The organism is Erwinia sp. OLFS4 (assembly GCF_002752165.1).
GTDB lineage: Bacteria > Pseudomonadota > Gammaproteobacteria > Enterobacterales > Enterobacteriaceae > Izhakiella.
Genome location: NZ_MOMB01000015.1, coordinates 1 through 17,137 on the forward strand (window position 1 = coordinate 1; position 17,137 = coordinate 17,137).

A 17,137-nucleotide genomic window follows, 5' to 3' on the forward strand; every position below is an offset into this window, starting at 1 on the left:
ACTCGTGATATTGCGGACATTTTGGATGATTACAAAAAACAGGGGCACTCCAGAATGGCTCAGGTAGTCAGAACAACGCTAATTGATGTTTTCAAAGAAGCCCAACATGCTGGTGAAGTCCCGCCAGCTCCACCACTTTTGATAGGACAGTGCAAGGACAGCACCAGCAAAAACAGGAAGTTAGCAGTTCCGGCAGGACACCGACCAGACGGTAACGGGACAAAAAAGGATACGTAAAGGAGCCGCGGGTCCAAAACAATCAAACCAGCCTCGCAAGGGCTGGTTTTTTTTATGCCGTAAATCTGCAATGTGATTTTCGCCTGATCGACACGACCTGCAACTTGATACTGTATATATAAACAGAGTAAGCGGAGGTGAAAATGTACGTCGAACTTATCTACGACCAGCGGAATGTGAAAGAAATTAAGAACGCCAGGCAAAAAATTGAAGACGAGCTGACACGGCGTGTACATCGCGTGTTTCCTGATGCTGATGTTCGTGTGAAACCGATGCAGGCAAACAGCATCAACTCAGACTTCAACAAAGCGCAGAAAGAGAAAGTTTCCGCAATCGTGCAGGAAATGTTTGACGAGGCCGACGGTTGGCTTGTAAATGAAGAATGACTGAAGCGCGGCGTGCCGGTCTGATTCTGTCAGCTACTTCGCTCTGGCTCAGAAATTTTCGCGTCGTGGCCATCGATAGCTTTCATACGAGCCTGCAACTCTGAAAACATAGCAGCATATTTCTCTTCAATTTCAGAAATTGCCAACACTGCATCAGCCAGGATTGCATTTGTGTTCAACCCCCAAATCTGATCGCCACCTTCTGGCATCTCTGAGTCTGCGCCGTCTTTGGGCTTGCTTGCATAAACCGGATCAACTGCAAATGCACTTTGCGCCATAAACCCACGCTGCGGCTGCTGATAAAAATACTCGTTAATGTCGTCCTGATAATTCAGCCAGTTGTAATCCTGAACAGCTCCGGCCGCCAGCGCCATTATTCTTTCGTATGCAGTGCCGACCGGCTTCCCTCTTTTTGTTTTAATTCTTTCGTCTGATGCGCTTATCTGGACAGTGCCAGCATTAGTAATTATTTTCCCGTCATGCCTGAACGAGTGAGTGCCGTTGCCTGGGCTTAGTTCGAAACTTAAAGCGTTACCAGGGTTGGCTACGAACTGAAGGACGCCAGCGGTTCCAACGCCAATATCAATCTGGCTCATTCTTATAATGTCCAGGTATGTAATCCCACCGAGGGTGTAGCGGGCGCTGGCAGCGTTAGATAAATAAGCCATATTTGACGTCATTCGGGGCGAACCAGTCAAATCACCGCCAGATTTTGGTAACGCACCGGTTATGCGAGAGTCGTTACCCTGCGCTGCTGTACCTGCAGTCGTTCCATATGTGGCTAAAGCAGCCCACGCATCGGCTTTAGTTGTTGCCCCCGTACCGCCCTGCTTAACAGAAAGTGGCGTTATAAGGCCCTCAAGCAAAGCAGCCCACGCATCGGCTTTAGTTGTTGCCCCCGTACCGCCCAGGGACACAGGAAGAACACCATTCAGAAAACCCAGATTATTCCTGGATATCAATTTGTCGGCCAGACCTGCCAGGTTATCATCTTTTTCTAAAACGTCGGTGATGTTTGCTTTTAAATTAATATCATCATTTAGTTTCTTGAAACTGCTAATAGTTATCTCTGTACCGTCCGGAGCCTCAATTGTAACGTCGCCATCACCCGTCATTATTTTTTGCCAGCCGTCCAGTTGCTGCTGATAATAACCCAGGCGCGCCACAGTGCTCAGCACTAGCGTTTCTTTCATTCCTATGATTCCAGTCGGTATTGCATAAACACTGTCTGTAACAGTATCACCAGCCCAGGAATCATTCAGCGTTAGGTGTGTGTCACTTTCTACGCTGACAATTTCATACATCTGCACGCTGCCGGCGCCGGGAACCAGCAGTATCTGACCTGCACCAACACCCTGTTTGGGATCATTCCAGCGCGTATTAGTTCCTGTAACTGTTTTGCTGTCTGCCTGAATTGTGATTGTTCCGGCCCTGTACCAGGTGCTGGCTGCCATAAATATTTCTCCATAAAAGGGGGATCATAGATAAATTGACGCATCGATGACGGGGAGCGTGACTGATGCGATTGAGCGAATAAGCCCGCTATTCTGAGAGTAAGTAATGCCGGTATTCTGTGCGCGGGAGCCGCACACGGCATTGCCTGACATGCGTATGCCAGCGTTATAAAGCGCCCTGTAACCATCACTGAGCACGCTGTCTCCGGTATCAGCGCCGACGCCGCACAGCGGAATCGCTGCACGATTAACACCCGTAGCAGGACTGGAATATGACCACGGCGTACCGTTAAACGTCACATAATTTCCATTCCATATCATTGGGGCTTTACGGCTTGAGAATGTGCATTGCCCTGACGCATTCCAGATAGCCACTCCCCACGCAGGCGGCACCGGTGGGGTACCGTTGGTAAAAATGATTACCTCCATGTAGCAATCAGCCGGATTCGTTTCCCCCCCATCTGAATATGCTTCTATACGCATGTTGTTTCTGTCGAAATAGATAACGCGGTCAGACCGGTCCCAGTGGGCAAAAACAATGCAGTTATTGCGATCGGGAATATCAGGTATTGACCATGAACCATTAATGTTTACAGTTCCACGCCAGACGCACTGACTGACAATTGCAGCATCAGTTATTGCTGAAAAGTCCGTGCTGGACTGCATGAAAAGCCCGTATCCTGAAACATTTGATGATCCCATTATCTGAAAGGCGTCAAAACCGGCCGGTACATGGCCCGGATCGTAATACTGATTAAAATTTCTGACAGTGGACGTGACTGTATTGCCTGATACCCATACGCCATCCAGAGCAAGAACGCGGGGTACGCCAGCCGCGGGTGTGTAATATGACGTGCACGCGGTACGCGGTATCACAAAAAGCTGGGCGCCGTCAGAAAGCGGCACAGAAAACGTCTGGCGCCCATTGCCGTCAAGCTGCGGCGCATAATAGCCGCGATACGCAGCGGCTTTTGTATTTGAGCTGATATCAATCGGTTTTCCATTATCATCAGGGGCAATCTGCAATCCGTACATTATATTCTCCCGACCATCACACGCCGCAGGCCGGTACCATCAAATACCGCCAGGCCATCACCATTAAGCTGAACACGGCCTGATCCATCTGAACCGCCATACTGAAATCCACCCCCGGATTTATCGATACTCCAGCCGACCACGCCGTTCCAGTTATCAGAGCTGATAGAGCCTGATATTTTGGCGTTAGTAATGGCCGCATTGGCAATTTTCGCGTTTGTTATTGCTGCATCCTGAATTTTGGCGTTAGTAATGCTGGCATTTTGTATAAACGCCTCGCTGATAAACACCTGGCCACCGTCAATAGCAAACGGGGAATACATCGTGCCATTGGCTGTAGCCATGACGACAAACCGGTCAGCCAAAAACCCGATTTGTGATTTAACGTTTCCGTCTTTCACTTCGACGCCGATCACGACGCCAGCCGAGTAATAATGCCCCTTGTACGTAACGCCAGCGTTTACGCTCCAGGTTGCTGAGCCTGTTCCGTCGGTAGAAAACTGCGTGGTGGCTTTTGTTTCAATTGCTGCTGTGTTATCACCTACCTGTGCAGAAATGGTCTGTTTAAACTCAGCAAATGCTTTCCTGTCATCAGCCTGAACCTGGCGCGTCTCGATTATCTGCGCCCGCTGCTCTCCCTGCACAGCCCGACGGCGAATTGCATCAGCATCGTTATCAAGCGCTGCCTGCCATGCGGCATCCAGATTTGTATCAATGCGGTCGGATAGTCTGTCTCCGGCATCAGAATCGAGGAAATCACCGGTAATATCGCCGAGATAATCATCAGCGTTAGCGTTGGCAGCACCATGAATCCAGTCTGTATACCCAGACTCGTTTCCGGTTTTATCGACCAGTTGCGCCCGATACCAGAACTCCTGTCCCGCTTTTAAGCCAAGCTGTGAATATGAAGCCTGCGGATAAGGAACGTCTGACAGCAGAAGCGGGTTGGTCTGGTCAGCGTTCGGTGTGTACTGAATTTCAGTTTTCAGGGTGTCTGCCGTGTTTTCCGGAAAACCCCATGTAAGCGTTATACCCCAGTTTATAGGGGTAGTCGCAAACCCAACCGGTTTAGGAGGATTGCCAACTTTCCCCGTTAAAGTTTTCTCTTCCGAAAAGGCCCATCCGGAAGATATTTCAGCGGCATTTATCGCGCGCACCCGAACAAGATAACGGCCAGCATAGATGCTCGGAACCTCAAAAGATGTTGTTGAACTCCGAGGGATATTTACCCAGTTTCCATCGTTGCGCTGCCACTGCGCTTCATAGGAAATCGCGTTTTCAGCCGCATCCCACTGTACACGCATGGTTTCCAGGCTTATGCCCTGATTAACAACAGAGTAAGAGTCGATAACAATATTTTTCGGCGCAGACTGGTTGCCTGGTGGTATGACACTTATCGGACGCTGGTCTATTACCGCGCCAGTATCGATACGTGCATATTTATCAGGGTCATGCGCTGCTGCAGTTATCGTAAAAGTGTTATCGTTGTTATCCGCGACACTAACTACGCGATACTGCTGCGCAAAAAGCTGATCTGACTCAGTAACCCATACGCTTTCTGCCTGAGGTACTTCTTTGTAGGCGGCTGTGACAGTAACAACATTGCCGCTTACGCTTTGAATAGTTCTGCTCTGTGAAGCGCCGGAAGGAAGGTTAAGTATTAACCGGTCACCATTTTTAGCATCAGGCTCCCTGTCCAGAGTTATGGCTCTGCCATTCACTGAACTTATGCGGCCGCCAGTAATTTTACCCGACAGGTCTTCATCAGCTACGCCGATGATGTATCCCGGTTGGGGTATCATTCCATCGAGGCCGACACCGAATGTCACAATCCGATCTTTGTTGTTAGTCAGTATTCCCCAGCGCCCCTTGCGGTTTGCTTCAGACTGGCGGGTACAACCAATTGCAGTGATCTCCAGTTGGTTAAAACCAAAGCGCGACACAAGATCCTGCTCGAACACAGGCTCCATAGCGTCAGCATAGGAATTATCAGGATCTGACCATGAAACCAGCGAGGTAGTGTATCGGGATTTGGTAGTGCTGCTGGAGTAAGTAAAAAGACCATCTATGACATTGGCTTTTGTGTAGTTGTAATCGATATCTCGCGGCATATCAGCCAGGGCTACGATCTGATTACCACCCCAATATGTCATCCCCCGGAAAATGGCTGCAAAATCACGCAGCACTGTGTAAGCGTCATTCCTGCTTTGGACGTACACATTGCAGATGTAACGCGGCTCCGTTCCGTCTCCGCCGCGACCATCCGGTACTATCTGATCACAATACTGCGCCACCTCATAAAGCGTCCACTTATCAATATTGGCTGAGGTAAGCCGGTTACCCAGGCCGAAGCGATCTGATATAACAAGGTCATAAAAAACCCATGCCGGGTTGTCAGTCCATGCCCATTTAAATGCCCCTGACCAGGTGCCAGCGTAGTTTCTGCTGTCAGGATCGTAGTTATCAGGCACCCGGATAACGCGTCCGCGCGGCTCACAGGATATCTGGGGAATTGAACCGTTAAACTGGCTGGAGTCGAATTCTATATACAGCAAAGCTGTATTTGGGTAGCGCAGCTTTGCATCGATAACCTCTGTGTAGCTCTGCAAAGTCATCGCGTCGCCAACTTTAGCGCTGTTAGCGTCAGCAGTGATTTTACGCAGGCGAACTGTCCAGGTATTGCCAGCCTGCGGCAAATCGATACGGTGGCTCCGCTCGTAACCAGATGTTGTTTTACCGGTCACAGCTGTGTCAATAACAGTCTGGAATGAACCGCCATCTGTCTGCAGATCAATAGCGTAACGCACTGAATTACCAACCAGGTCGCCGTCGTCCTGCTGGCGATAGAGTGACGGCCATTTCAGGCGTAAACGAATAGCTGATAGTTGCGTATTGGTAAATGTATGCGTCCACGCGACAGAGCTTTTAATCTCTATTCCGGCACTGATTTCATTCTCCGTGCCAGGCATGCCCTGAATATAATTTTGGGCCTGCGTGCCTGGTCTGAACTCCCACCAGACGCCGCTGAAATTTGCGCCGCCGTTATTATTTATCAGCGGAGTCCCATCCAGAAAAATACGGGTGCCATCAAGAGCGCCGCCAAACTCCCCTTCCCCCAAAGCAAGCATTAGTTTTGCTTTTGCAATCGACTGGAGGTCATCTGGCTGCTCTACAGGCGTTCTGGCCTGAGAGCTGCCACCTTTACGGCCTTTGATTGAAGTTTCTGTTGCCATATTGCGCCCATAAAAAAAAGGCCGCACGATGGCGGCCACAGATTGATAACTGATCGGATATCAGGATGTTTATGGTTTACTGATAAGCGTATGTTGAGTATTCAGCCCTTCTGCGTTTGGGGCGCTGACGCACACATCAATGAGGGATGGCTGATTACCTCTGATTAAGCAAATTTTATGCAAAGAATAGGACCCGGCCTTCCGCCAGAACTTCAGCCTGTTGACGATAAGGCGCAAGGAGGTATAGATGCAGTCACAGCAATAATCGCTTTTCTTATTGCTGAATCAGATAACCCTGAAGAAAAAAAGAAAAAGTTGAACGTCTTTCTGTCAAAATATGGTTCTTCACGAAGTTTTTATCATTTATGGAATCGTCTGGCTAACTTACTCAAGTGATAAATTAAGGCGCATTTACTGCGCCTTTTTTAATTCATCAATAATTGAATATGCATAGTCGCTAGCCCTCTTCTCATACTTAGAAAAAGAAGTGTTATCATCATAATCCTCAATATATTCAATTCTTATAAAAACCCCATCCCTGACTTCTATATCTACATTGCTTCCAATTTGATGAATTTTTTCACCCATGAAAATTGATGTTTCTGCGCCAATGCCAGGAACAGAATTCACATATCGAAAGCCAAAATCACTTGGTAGCCCAACCTTAAATTTCATACCACAGACCGCCTTTCGGCTTACTGTTTATCTTCGACATAAATCCCAGCAGATATAATCGCCCCGCCGATACGACGCTTGCCGTAAAGGAGTGGCACCGGATAACCCTGTGATGCTGTGTTAGTTACTCCACCAAATGCATATGAAGCCTGATTGTCTGCATCCTGCTTGCTGGCTAATCCTGTAGGCTGAGGGGATAGCATTTGAATGACGCCGCCTGCGGCCAGGGCCACGCCTGGACCAATTAGCACTCCGCCGCCATAGGCATATGTTAGCGCCCCAACCGCCACTAATGCGGCACCTAATATTGTCTGAAATAACCCAGATCTTTTGCTGCCCATTACAACCGGTACAATACGAATAACATCACCTGTTACTGGAAAACCTAAGTCATCCTCCCCTATATTTTTCTTTCCTTTGAATACAGCGTAGGTCAATCCCCGTTGCTTACTCGTAATCATAAACTTCTCAAAACCCTTGATTGTCACAGCCAGCGCCCTTGTTGCTTCATGTACAGTGCTGATAAGTCGATGATGCGTTTTACCAAACGTCTTACCCAGCACGCCACCTAGCTCTATTTGTGTCATTATTTCTTGCATATATTCTCCGGACATAAAAAACCCCGCTGAGGCGAGGTTGTTAAATTAATTGAATTTATTTACGGAAAAGAATTTTACACAATCAATCAGGGAAGGCATCTCTTGTTCTAAAAACCCACTCCATTTTAACTGGATAGATTTCTTTATTTTTTATATTAACCAATCTCGCCGCAATTAATTCACCTGTATAATTTTTGGTTATGTGCAGGCTATCGGTAGGGTTATTCAAAGTTGGAGATGAGCTTCCAGTAAAATCCTGATTACCTATTGTTTCAATTTTAGCCAAATACTCTATCCTTAGATCTGACATATTCACATCTGCTGGAATATCGCCAATCACATTGATATCTGCCCATACTGGGACAACATACCCACCAGGGGACATGGTTGTTCCAAAAATAATTGCAGCCCCCTTGGTATTTAGCACCTCAACATCCTTTGTTACACCGAATGCGTTAGTTCCAACGTAGTGCCCAGTCTTAGTTGTTTCTGAGCTTTCGATATGAAAACCGTACCACCCAGCCATATCTTTCCTTGAAACTCCATCACCCCGCCCCTCGTAATAACCGCTAATCAAATAAGTTCCAGATTTATATATAACAGATGATGGTGATAGCCCTGATTTACTCCAAGTGTTATTGTAAGGGGCTGTCGTCATAGAATGTACAACGTATCCCTTCCAACTACCATCTTCAATCATTTTAGAAATTAAGTTATTAAATTTTTTCCCAGTCAATATTTTCCCACTAAAATCACCGCTAGAAGGAATTGGAGTACGGACAACGTTCTTTAATGGCTGTGGTTCCTCAATTTTGTAGAGATTATTTTCTGATTGGTAGTTACCACACCCTGACAAGACACCACATAAAGCCGCTATTACTAGTACCTTCTTCACATCCCTATCCCCATAAGTAAAATATGGTAGATAGTAAAGCGTAGCTGATGCAAAGGGAAGCAAGAAACCCGCAGCTAAGCGGGTTGTGATGTTGATTACCTGGTAGTTATGCCACTTCAGCAACGTTCACAAGGTGGCGAAGTGCTTTGATACCTTCAGAGTTGTATCGAAACGCTTCGACCTGTTTTGACGAATATTTAGACTTATCCAGAAAGAACTTCCCGTACCTTTCTGTCTTAAGGTTGTGTTTAGTAGAGAGTCGACCGATTTTATTAGCAGTAACATTGTGACCAATCTGTTCTGCCGCTTCTTTGGCTGTGTAGAAGCGCTCCTCGAGTAAAGGAAGTGGCACAACCTCCTTACCTACAAGGGGATTTACCAGCGTCGCTACAATAACCTGATTTGCTGCATCACCGAGACGCGGAAACATCGACATAATTTCGCGGGCAGAAGCGATATTTTTCTCCAAAGCCTGAGCCTGCAACTGATTGGCCTTAGCCAGTCGGTACTCAGGCAGACCGGAAGAAGGTTTTTCTTTGGTTATGCTATAACTTCCAGTTTCCATCAATGCTGGAAGAACCTCTTCACATACCCAATCCTGGACACGCTCTGCTGATGGTAAGCTGCTGCGCATGATAAGCCGGAACATATCAGCCTGCCCAGCCAGAATGACACCACGCGGGCGCGATCCGAACCCTGATTCCGACGATTCGCCCGAATTAAGGTTAATCAATGACTTACAGTGCTGCTTAAGGGCTTTGTGTGGATCTGCATACCCCAATGATCGCGCCATCTCAACAGCAAGGAAAACGGGTTTACCATTAAACCTTGCAGCGTCGATACTCACTACCTGTTCGTCACTTGACTTGAACTCAAAATGCTTGATAATCGAATGCATGTGTTCTCCAAAGTTCATATACCTAGTGATATCCGCCAGCTACCCACTGGCGGTTTTTCTTTGTCAGTTCAGGTAGCGATTAACCTGATCCCGTACAAATTCTCTTTTTTGTTTATCGCTGAACAAAAACACAGCGCCCTTGTGTTTCATCCAGATTTGCCAGCTATCCACATCATCAACCGTCTTATCCAGCCCAAACATTTTGATCTTCACTTGCTTCCCATTTTCAACACGACAAAGTACCTGATAGGAAAGTGGAGATAAGGCATTCTGTTGGTCATCTTTGCCTAGATATTCACCTTCGATTGGCACTCTTGCGGCCAGTGACAATGCTTCAGTGAATTGTTCTTCATTGATCTCTTTGTATGAACACCCGAAATGAGATTTCAGAGAAGACCAGAGTGTGATAATTGCTTTGGCCTGTTTATCCTGCGGAAGACTACGCCCGCGACTCAGCACCAGTTGTTTGATGGCTTCCTGTTGTTCAGGAGTAATTTTGCCGGGGAGTGCTTTTTTTGCTTTACGCGGATTACTTACCTGGCCTTTCGTCCAGTATTCGTAGAGAACGTCGTCGCACTCTTCCTGATACTGAATGACCTTGTCGCGGATCTCAGGCTTAACTTTGTTTGGCTGAATAGTTTGTAGCCACGCCGCAAACTTACGGAAGGCGAGACAGGTCATAGCCTGATTTCCGCCAGATGAAGGTATTTCGATTTCCGAAACACCTTTAGCAAAGCGTTGTTTTAATTTAACAAATTGAGCAGCCCATACCATGCCCATGCTTTCTACAACGGGCTTCATTGGCACATATGGCTCATTGTTGAAATTAACCAGATACAGACTGTCACCGTGAAAAGGTACATTGATAGTCGATGTTGCGGTTGCTATACTCATATTCGTTAGTTCCTCGCGAGTTACTGACAAATCAGAGGCCCTGACTGTTAGTGCAGTTGGGGCTTCGCTCATTCTGGACATTTTATTCCCTGACGCTCTGCATACTCCCTCATCGCCCTTACCGCCTCCTTACTGAAAGATCGGTCCGATTGTTTCGCAAGGGACTCCATCGCCTTTTCAAGCCACTCAGGTATCCTTAAGGTTTTTACTTTCACTTCTAACTCCATATGTATTTGGTACGTATACATAGTATTTAGGTACGCATTGATAGTCAATAGGTACGCAGTTAATATGTTTTCATTGTTCAATTTTAAAATGGGGAAGTATGAGCACCTAAAGGTCGCTCGTGCGGTAGCTATGGCTGAAAGAAAATATAGGCATCCGCAAGTCAACCTTCGCTTGCCTGAAGAATTGAAAGAGCGAATAGCTGAGATTGCAGAGCGTAACAAGCGTTCATCTAACGCTGAGATGGTTGCAGCTATTGAAAATTGGGTTAAGCGCGACACTCTTTACAATTACAAAAGCGAAATCTCATTTATCAATGTAAATGATGGCAGTCATATTGATGACCCTACCGTTTCAGTCAATCTCACTAAAGGGGAGTTGAACAGGATGATTGGAGATGCAGCGGAGGAAGCCGCTTATGCGGTCGTCGATAAAATACATGAAAAATACGACGTTAGCCCAAAAAACAAAAAGCCCTCGGAGTGAGGGCTTTTTCGGCTGTAATTAGAATTTGTAACCCACGCCAACAGTGAATCCATTCGCCTTCCAATCGCCGCTGCCAGTACCACCTTCATAAGCAGCATCGATGACCAGCCCCTGCCACACATTTACCTGAGCACCAAAACTGTAAGCAAAACCCGTGTTGTTACGTGATGATGAGCTACTATTTTTCTCCGTTCGCACACTATTGATGAATGTTTCATCGTCATTTTCGACACTTATGTGCTGAAAAGAAGCGCCAGCAAGAGCATAAAAACTTATGTAGTCATTTAAACGCAATGAGGGGCCGATGAGAGCTGAAACATAGTCACCTGTGACTCTCGCTCTCCCATCGAATTTATTAAAGGTTTCATCGGCGTTAACCCGCTTACCTTCGCCGCTCGTTGCACCATCATGCGTTGCATAGGCTACAGAGCCCATAAGACCCCACATATCATCAAATTCATAACGATATCGGATAAACATTCCCTGGGGCTTATTGTAACCATCTGAGGATACCTTGACTGGCGCACCAATTACGCTACTCATATTAGTGTAAGCTTTACTGGCGAGGGCATCAGCGGTTCCAGACTGGCTTTTGTAACCCTTCATATCCATCTGAATAAAGCCAACAGAAAGAGTTTGATCACCGCTGGCGGCAATTGCATTGAATGTTAAAGCTAAAGCTGAAGCAGCAATAATCTTTTTAACAGACATATTCCCTATCCTTGTCACTGAAAAGTGCTCAGATAGTAAAGCAACTATAATATAATGGAAAGTAAGAATAAGTGACCCAACTAGCAAAACGTCGTTCAATACTTTCTAAGCTGCCTGTGCGGCAGTGCATGGCTTCATCTATTCTATTAAAGAAGTGATCGATTAAATGTGCTGCTGGTACAAGCTCATAATTTAACCGCCGCGCATGGTATAGCCATCAATAAGTACTTTTATACCTCAAAATCTTTACAGTTCGCTCTCTCCAGTAGCCGCCGTACGGTACGCGCTGACTCAAATGCCCGTACAAATGATGCAAAAGCATGTTCCCTTCAAGAAGTATTCCTGCATGGTTCCACTTATTAGCCTGAACCTGCATTATTGCGACATCTCCTACCCTGGGCGACCCAGTAAACTCTCTGAAACCACAGTCATACCAACAATCGTGGTAAAAATTATCAGAGTGTTGATCTTCCCACCAACAATAATCTACGCGGTAATCATCAAGCTCTATGCCGTGCGTCTGCCGATAATAACTCATCACAAGCCCCCAGCAATCATAATGACCAAGGACAAACGGCCTGCCCAATAACGGAAGCTCACCACGAGGTAATATTGTCCGTAAATCACCCTCCGGCCAGCTGATTATATGCCAGGGTAATTCTGTCGCATCACATTGCGCCGAATCCAGTTCACTTGGCTGTGTGGTCGCGTCAGGATGGCTGTGGACAATACCCGTTATAGTTCCCCAATCTTCAGCGTTCGCGTAATCTTCTGGTGAGATAACAAAATTCTCTGTCGGCTCATTGGAGATATTACGGCACGGAAAATATCGCTCCACCCTGCTTTTTTGCACAACTAATCCGCAAGCTTCTTTAGGATATTCAGCTTCGGCGTGTTGCATAATTGCATCAATTGTTTTTTGCTGCATATCAGCTCCGCAACAGAGACGTTCCCGGAAATCCACCAAACGGTAGCTCACCGTTATATCCAAACCGCAGTTTGCAGCCAGTCAGATTGCCGCTGCACTGGTCGAGGGATGGGTCGTCAACTGGCCGGTTGAATTTGTCGAAGTAGAGCGTGCCGGTGTAATCGCAGCCATCACCTGAACGGTATTTACCACGAATGCACCAGGTGCATAGCGAATGTAGCTGGCGGGTGGGTATCATCAGGCCCTGCAGGTCCATCGGGCTGGTAAGTGTGAACTCGACCGCCTGATTTGTTTCCTGGCTTTTGCTGTCGATGTAGAAGACCTGCAACTTTTCCTGTGTAGCGTCTGCTGATGGATTGCCACCCGGGAAGTTTTTGGCGTCCAGATACTGCACCAGGGTGTCATGAATGGTTACTGTCGCCTGAAGCATGTCATCATATGCAAGGCAAAGAGCTGTAATGGAACCGTTCAGATTGGCAACGCTCAGTTTTGGCTGAGCCGTGCTATCAGTGGACGTTTCGATCCCTTCAATTTCTACCGGCCAAGCGGAATATTCATTACCCTGCCACCAGATGGATTTAGCTGGCAGCTTGTTTTCATCCCCACCAGCTGCTGCAATTTCTTCCGGGGTATGCGGGATGGTATGAGCATGGAAACGCAGAATATCAGCGTTGAATTTGCTGCCGTCGACTTCGAACAGCCGGACGCGGTTGCCCGGCTCCAGTTTCTGTAAGTCAGAGTTAATAGCCATTGGTTTTCCTATGGGGAAAATGCCTGTTCAAATGTAGCTGTTATGGTCATGGTGTTACTGCTCATGGGATTGAGGCGAATAGAGTCAGCGACCACCCGATAAAGTCCGGCACTGCCAAATGGCGGCGTCCAAATGAATGACCTGACGGTATGTCCACGAATGAACGCCAGAGCCGGCAACATGTCGGATTTTCTGCCTGCCATTGATATCGGCCAGCTTTGTGTTTCGGGATTGATTCCATCGCCGCTAACCTGTTTATACCCATCACCAAACTGAACAGATCGGACGCGGTGATTAAATTGCCCTTCCATGCCGTTCTGGATCTGAGTGCGCCAGGTGAAAGTGTCGATTGCCATATTTACTCCGGGCAATAAAAAAGCCCACCGAAGTGAGCCGTTTGTAGGCAGAGAATCAATCAGAGTGTTTTAGCAAGTTCTTTGATTTTTTCCCTTGCTAACCTTGAGGCAATTTCCTGAATTTTACCCATATTCAGGTTTTCGTCGTATGGAATCTCCACCCAAGTGAAAGCCAACGTACGTCCATCATCATCAACAAAGTCAACAGCGGTATCAATTCGCTTACCTTCCTCGCCCTCAACAATTTTGTATGAATCAATTTTTGCTTTCATAAATTCTCCTTATTTCCGTCCCATTCGACCCATCACAAACGTACTTATTGCGCCCTGCTGCCCCAAGTCGCGCTGCAGGTTATTTCTGTATCGCTGATCAACAAAAGCTCCAATCTCTTTGCCGAAGTTTTCAAATCCTGAGCTGGCGCTTGTTTGAGTTTGACCATTCTGGTTAATGGTTATATTAACCTGTGGCGCGGTCGAAGAACCACCATTTGCGTTTGAAAGCCCATACATCGGAGCTTTGCCAACATAACCGCCGTCAGCGTACCCTCTCCCTGATGTGGCATTCTTCATCAGAGCATAAAGGTTTCCGATTCCCAGAGATGAGGTTGCCTCTTTAGTGAAAACAAACTCGCCTCCGTGGACAATGCCTTTCGGCTCGTACTTGCCGCCGTCACCTGTGTAGCCTCCTGTGGCATGACCGGTTAATGGTAGGTTGCCATAATTGCCACCAGATATAGCAGTGCCAGCATTACCACCTGTAGATAAATTAGCGCCACCACTAACCCAACCCATAGCTTCCTGGACCGCATAGGCCACCAGCAGCTTATTGATGATATCGACAATCATTTTCAGAATGGAAATGGAGAACTGCTTAAACGATGCCGTACCTGTTGTTACCAGGTTCGTCATCATGTCAGACACGCCACCCAACGCTGATTGCGCCGCCTGTGATACGGAAGAATAGACGTTTTTGGAGGTTTCAAGATACTCGTTCAGGCCATTTATGGCACCGGCCCGCCAATTGCGTTCAAGCTTGTCCTGCTCATCGTTGGTCTTACGTATCTCAGAGACAGCCAGAGCCTGTGCTCGCGGGTTATCTTTGTATTCAGCTCTTATGCGATTTTCATCAGATAAACGTTGCGCCTGTCTTGAAGACTTACCCTCTCCCAAACTTCTGTATTCTTCCCTTTTAGCTTCCTGCTGCCGCTGGAATTTTTGAGCGCTATCCATCAGGGTGTTAAGCTGCTGCTGCTTGACTTTCTGATCGCCTAGAACTGCCAACTGCTCTTTGTTTGCCAGAACCTGGTCTTTGCTTGATAGAAGCGACTGTTCCTGTTTAGAAAGCCGCCTGGTTGATGAGGCTTCTTCCAGCACCTGATATTTAGCCTGCGCTTCCCACAATTCCCTGCGCTGCTGGCTGATTTTGTCGTTGATATCCCGATGCTGCTGCAAAACCTTCAGTTGGGATTGCAGAGCTATCAGGTCAGCCTGAGTAGCATCCTCGGCACGATCACCTGCTGGGGTGGTATAGGATTTCGTCCTGGCTGTTTTAGGTGGTTTGTTATCAGCGTTGATCTGCGCAACAGCGGTTTTTCGCTGCGCCTCTGTCCAGTCATTCGGCGCTTTAGCAACCATCTGCCACAATTCATTCAGTGCTGCAGTGCGCTTTTGTTGCCATGACTGGTTTTTAGACAGAATGTCATTCTGATATTGCAGAGATTTAGTTCGGCTTTCATCCGCCTCTCGGGCTTTTATCGCTGCCTTAGCCTCGCTTTCTTGCTGATCAACTCTCGCCTGAAGGCTCTTTATGTTCTCCTCAAGTGCGGCTTTATCAACGCCCATAGAGTTGTTTTTAAATCGGCCCAACAATCCTTGCTTTTCATTAGCCTCTATCTCTGCAAGAGTATCCTGCATAGTTTTAAGCTTAGAAACATCTGACTGTGTTCTGCCAACGTCCAGCGCAGAATCCCAGAATGATTTCCATCCGTCTGAGGCTGCTTTTAATGCGCGCTCGATAGATCCCAGATTATCAATAGTGGCATGCGCCCTTTCCTGTTCAGCTTTGCTTAGAGCATCGGCAGAAGCCTGCCCAGCCGCTTCTTTAAATCCCCGGCGTTCTAATGATGCAATATATTCATATTGAGATGACGTAAGATAATGAAGCTGATTGTTTAGCTCTGCAGAGGCTTTGGTCGGGTCAGCATAAAGTTTCTGAAAGTTCTTTATGGTCTCATCGACAGACTGACCGGTAGCCTCGCGCATGGCCGCTGCGGCCTTTACTACCGTATCAAGCTGCTTGCTGTTGAAAGATCCGGAGCCTACAACCTGAGCGATGATTCCTGAAGCATCATGCTGGGTAATCCCACCACCAGAGATAGACTTAGCCATCTCCTGCAGCTGCGATGCTGTTTTACCGGCGTAATTGCCGGTCAGTATCAGCTGCTTATTGAACTCTACTGACTCCTGGCTGCCTTCATACCAGGCTTTACCTAACCCATATACAGCAGCGGTTATCCCGCCGACAATACCGGCGATGCCTAATCCGCGCAGGGTCATAAGCTGATCAATCCAGCCAGCACGGTTAGCCAGGGTAATGCCTGAGCCACGGAGAGCGCCAAAATTACCCCGCGCCGCCTCACCTATCAGGATGCCGATCTCGCGACGTGCTGCTGATGACTGCAAACCTAGCTTGTGAGTAGAAGCTGAGGCTTCCTCCAGTTTTTTGATATAGATGTCTGCTGATGAACCTACGCCAAGCTGTGCTGCCTGCTGTTTGAGTAATTCAGTCCGGGAAAGTGACTGCGCTGCTACCTGGTCTTTTAGCTTTTGCAGGAAATCAGCACGAGCTTTCTCGTTGCGCCTGATTGCCTGCTCTTCATCGAGAAAGGCTCTTCCTTCAGCTGTTAGAGACATTTGCGTGCGCGTAATTTGTGAACGCGTCTGCTCCAAAATTGCGCTGTAATCGCGGAACTGATCTGTAGGCAGTAACCCTTTTTGATTCGCGCTGGCAAGCTGAGTGGTTATTTTTTCCAGCTCTTCAAATGCTTTATTGGTCGGATTAATGCGGTTAAGCAGGATCTGTAACTCCTGCTGCTGTTCTTTTAGCGCCTGATTGTTTTTGCGCTCACTTTGCGCCGATGACTCCTGAGCCTTTCTGAATTCTTCGACCCGTCGGTGTGTTTCAGCAACAGAGCGGGTCATTTCGGCCATGTTCTGCCCTGATGCCTTCTGCGACTCATTCATCTTGTCGGCAGCAGTTGCTGCAGATCCAGCTTTAGCGGCAAACTTGTCCAGCTCCTGACTGGCGCTCTGGATGTCGCTGACATTAGCTTTCAGGACAATATTGGAGATTTCTGTCATTGATTACTCCGGGTA

17 protein-coding genes and 1 pseudogene are annotated in these 17,137 nt (G+C 47.4%); 4 read left to right on the forward strand and 14 right to left on the reverse strand.

Annotation, left to right across the window (positions count from 1 at the left end):
• Positions 1-126: pseudogene (locus BL249_RS19170) on the forward strand (integrase); the annotation flags it as partial.
• A gap of 254 nt (positions 127-380) precedes the next feature.
• On the forward strand, positions 381-623 hold the full coding sequence (locus BL249_RS05190) for a DinI-like family protein (protein WP_099706856.1): 243 nt from the start codon (positions 381-383) through the stop codon (positions 621-623).
• A 29-nt stretch (positions 624-652) separates the two neighbouring features.
• On the opposite strand, the gene BL249_RS05195 is transcribed toward BL249_RS05190, so the two are convergent.
• The 3 genes from BL249_RS05195 to BL249_RS05205 are packed head-to-tail and all read right to left on the reverse strand — an operon-like array spanning position 653 to position 6,345.
• A complete protein-coding gene (locus BL249_RS05195) occupies positions 653-2,077 on the reverse strand; it encodes a tail fiber domain-containing protein (protein ID WP_099706857.1) in 1,425 nt (474 codons plus the stop codon).
• Positions 2,078-2,101: 24 nt separating this feature from the next.
• The gene (locus BL249_RS05200; RefSeq protein ID WP_143354879.1) at positions 2,102-3,103 is read right to left on the reverse strand and encodes a DUF6453 family protein; all 1,002 of its coding nucleotides are present in this window, start codon (positions 3,101-3,103) and stop codon (positions 2,102-2,104) included.
• A gap of 8 nt (positions 3,104-3,111) precedes the next feature.
• On the reverse strand, positions 3,112-6,345 hold the full coding sequence (locus BL249_RS05205) for a host specificity protein J (RefSeq protein WP_099706859.1): 3,234 nt from the start codon (positions 6,343-6,345) through the stop codon (positions 3,112-3,114).
• A gap of 177 nt (positions 6,346-6,522) precedes the next feature.
• Here BL249_RS05205 and BL249_RS05210 point away from each other — a divergent pair, with 177 nt between their 5' ends.
• Entirely contained in the window at positions 6,523-6,741 is a 219-nt protein-coding gene (locus BL249_RS05210) for a hypothetical protein (protein ID WP_099706860.1), read from the forward strand.
• Between the two features lie 15 nt (positions 6,742-6,756).
• On the opposite strand, the gene BL249_RS05215 is transcribed toward BL249_RS05210, so the two are convergent.
• The 5 genes from BL249_RS05215 to BL249_RS05235 form a co-directional block, all read right to left on the reverse strand.
• On the reverse strand, positions 6,757-7,020 hold the full coding sequence (locus BL249_RS05215; RefSeq protein ID WP_099706861.1) for a hypothetical protein: 264 nt from the start codon (positions 7,018-7,020) through the stop codon (positions 6,757-6,759).
• 20 nt (positions 7,021-7,040) lie between these two features.
• Positions 7,041-7,619 (reverse strand): tail assembly protein, encoded by a 579-nt coding sequence (locus BL249_RS05220; RefSeq protein WP_099706862.1) that lies wholly within the window; start codon positions 7,617-7,619, stop codon positions 7,041-7,043.
• 82 nt (positions 7,620-7,701) lie between these two features.
• Positions 7,702-8,514: a hypothetical protein gene (locus tag BL249_RS18645; protein ID WP_143354880.1), complete on the reverse strand. Its 813-nt coding sequence runs from the start codon at positions 8,512-8,514 to the stop codon at positions 7,702-7,704.
• A 106-nt stretch (positions 8,515-8,620) separates the two neighbouring features.
• On the reverse strand, positions 8,621-9,412 hold the full coding sequence (locus tag BL249_RS05230; protein WP_099706892.1) for a BRO-N domain-containing protein: 792 nt from the start codon (positions 9,410-9,412) through the stop codon (positions 8,621-8,623).
• A 63-nt stretch (positions 9,413-9,475) separates the two neighbouring features.
• The gene (locus BL249_RS05235; RefSeq protein WP_241898840.1) at positions 9,476-10,306 is read right to left on the reverse strand and encodes a phage antirepressor N-terminal domain-containing protein; all 831 of its coding nucleotides are present in this window, start codon (positions 10,304-10,306) and stop codon (positions 9,476-9,478) included.
• A 291-nt stretch (positions 10,307-10,597) separates the two neighbouring features.
• Here BL249_RS05235 and BL249_RS19425 point away from each other — a divergent pair, with 291 nt between their 5' ends.
• Complete coding sequence (locus BL249_RS19425) at positions 10,598-11,017, forward strand: Arc family DNA-binding protein (protein ID WP_342633910.1); 420 nt, start codon at positions 10,598-10,600, stop codon at positions 11,015-11,017.
• An 18-nt stretch (positions 11,018-11,035) separates the two neighbouring features.
• Here the strand turns inward: BL249_RS19425 and BL249_RS05250 are convergent, their stop codons facing one another.
• From BL249_RS05250 to BL249_RS05275, 6 genes are all read right to left on the reverse strand, one after another.
• Positions 11,036-11,728, reverse strand: a complete 693-nt coding sequence (locus tag BL249_RS05250) for an Ail/Lom family outer membrane beta-barrel protein (protein ID WP_099706864.1) — start codon at positions 11,726-11,728, stop codon at positions 11,036-11,038.
• A 217-nt stretch (positions 11,729-11,945) separates the two neighbouring features.
• On the reverse strand, positions 11,946-12,656 hold the full coding sequence (locus BL249_RS05255; protein ID WP_099706865.1) for a C40 family peptidase: 711 nt from the start codon (positions 12,654-12,656) through the stop codon (positions 11,946-11,948).
• Position 12,657: 1 nt separating this feature from the next.
• Positions 12,658-13,407 (reverse strand): phage minor tail protein L, encoded by a 750-nt coding sequence (locus BL249_RS05260; RefSeq protein WP_099706866.1) that lies wholly within the window; start codon positions 13,405-13,407, stop codon positions 12,658-12,660.
• A gap of 8 nt (positions 13,408-13,415) precedes the next feature.
• Positions 13,416-13,763 (reverse strand): phage tail protein, encoded by a 348-nt coding sequence (locus BL249_RS05265; protein ID WP_099706867.1) that lies wholly within the window; start codon positions 13,761-13,763, stop codon positions 13,416-13,418.
• A 59-nt stretch (positions 13,764-13,822) separates the two neighbouring features.
• Complete coding sequence (locus BL249_RS05270) at positions 13,823-14,035, reverse strand: hypothetical protein (RefSeq protein ID WP_099706868.1); 213 nt, start codon at positions 14,033-14,035, stop codon at positions 13,823-13,825.
• A 9-nt stretch (positions 14,036-14,044) separates the two neighbouring features.
• The gene (locus BL249_RS05275; RefSeq protein ID WP_099706869.1) at positions 14,045-17,122 is read right to left on the reverse strand and encodes a phage tail tape measure protein; all 3,078 of its coding nucleotides are present in this window, start codon (positions 17,120-17,122) and stop codon (positions 14,045-14,047) included.
• Positions 17,123-17,137: the final 15 nt, after the last annotated feature.

Coding starts and splice junctions, on each gene's coding strand:
- BL249_RS05190 (WP_099706856.1), top strand. CDS start 381: ATGTACGTCGAACTTATCTACGACCAGCGGAATGTGAAAGAAATTAAG.
- BL249_RS05195 (WP_099706857.1), bottom strand. CDS start 2,077: ATGGCAGCCAGCACCTGGTACAGGGCCGGAACAATCACAATTCAGGCA.
- BL249_RS05205 (WP_099706859.1), bottom strand. CDS start 6,345: ATGGCAACAGAAACTTCAATCAAAGGCCGTAAAGGTGGCAGCTCTCAG.
- BL249_RS05210 (WP_099706860.1), top strand. CDS start 6,523: ATGCAAAGAATAGGACCCGGCCTTCCGCCAGAACTTCAGCCTGTTGAC.
- BL249_RS05215 (WP_099706861.1), bottom strand. CDS start 7,020: ATGAAATTTAAGGTTGGGCTACCAAGTGATTTTGGCTTTCGATATGTG.
- BL249_RS05220 (WP_099706862.1), bottom strand. CDS start 7,619: ATGCAAGAAATAATGACACAAATAGAGCTAGGTGGCGTGCTGGGTAAG.
- BL249_RS05230 (WP_099706892.1), bottom strand. CDS start 9,412: ATGCATTCGATTATCAAGCATTTTGAGTTCAAGTCAAGTGACGAACAG.
- BL249_RS05235 (WP_241898840.1), bottom strand. CDS start 10,306: ATGAGTATAGCAACCGCAACATCGACTATCAATGTACCTTTTCACGGT.
- BL249_RS19425 (WP_342633910.1), top strand. CDS start 10,598: ATGTTTTCATTGTTCAATTTTAAAATGGGGAAGTATGAGCACCTAAAG.
- BL249_RS05250 (WP_099706864.1), bottom strand. CDS start 11,728: ATGTCTGTTAAAAAGATTATTGCTGCTTCAGCTTTAGCTTTAACATTC.
- BL249_RS05255 (WP_099706865.1), bottom strand. CDS start 12,656: ATGCAGCAAAAAACAATTGATGCAATTATGCAACACGCCGAAGCTGAA.
- BL249_RS05260 (WP_099706866.1), bottom strand. CDS start 13,407: ATGGCTATTAACTCTGACTTACAGAAACTGGAGCCGGGCAACCGCGTC.
- BL249_RS05265 (WP_099706867.1), bottom strand. CDS start 13,763: ATGGCAATCGACACTTTCACCTGGCGCACTCAGATCCAGAACGGCATG.
- BL249_RS05270 (WP_099706868.1), bottom strand. CDS start 14,035: ATGAAAGCAAAAATTGATTCATACAAAATTGTTGAGGGCGAGGAAGGT.
- BL249_RS05275 (WP_099706869.1), bottom strand. CDS start 17,122: ATGACAGAAATCTCCAATATTGTCCTGAAAGCTAATGTCAGCGACATC.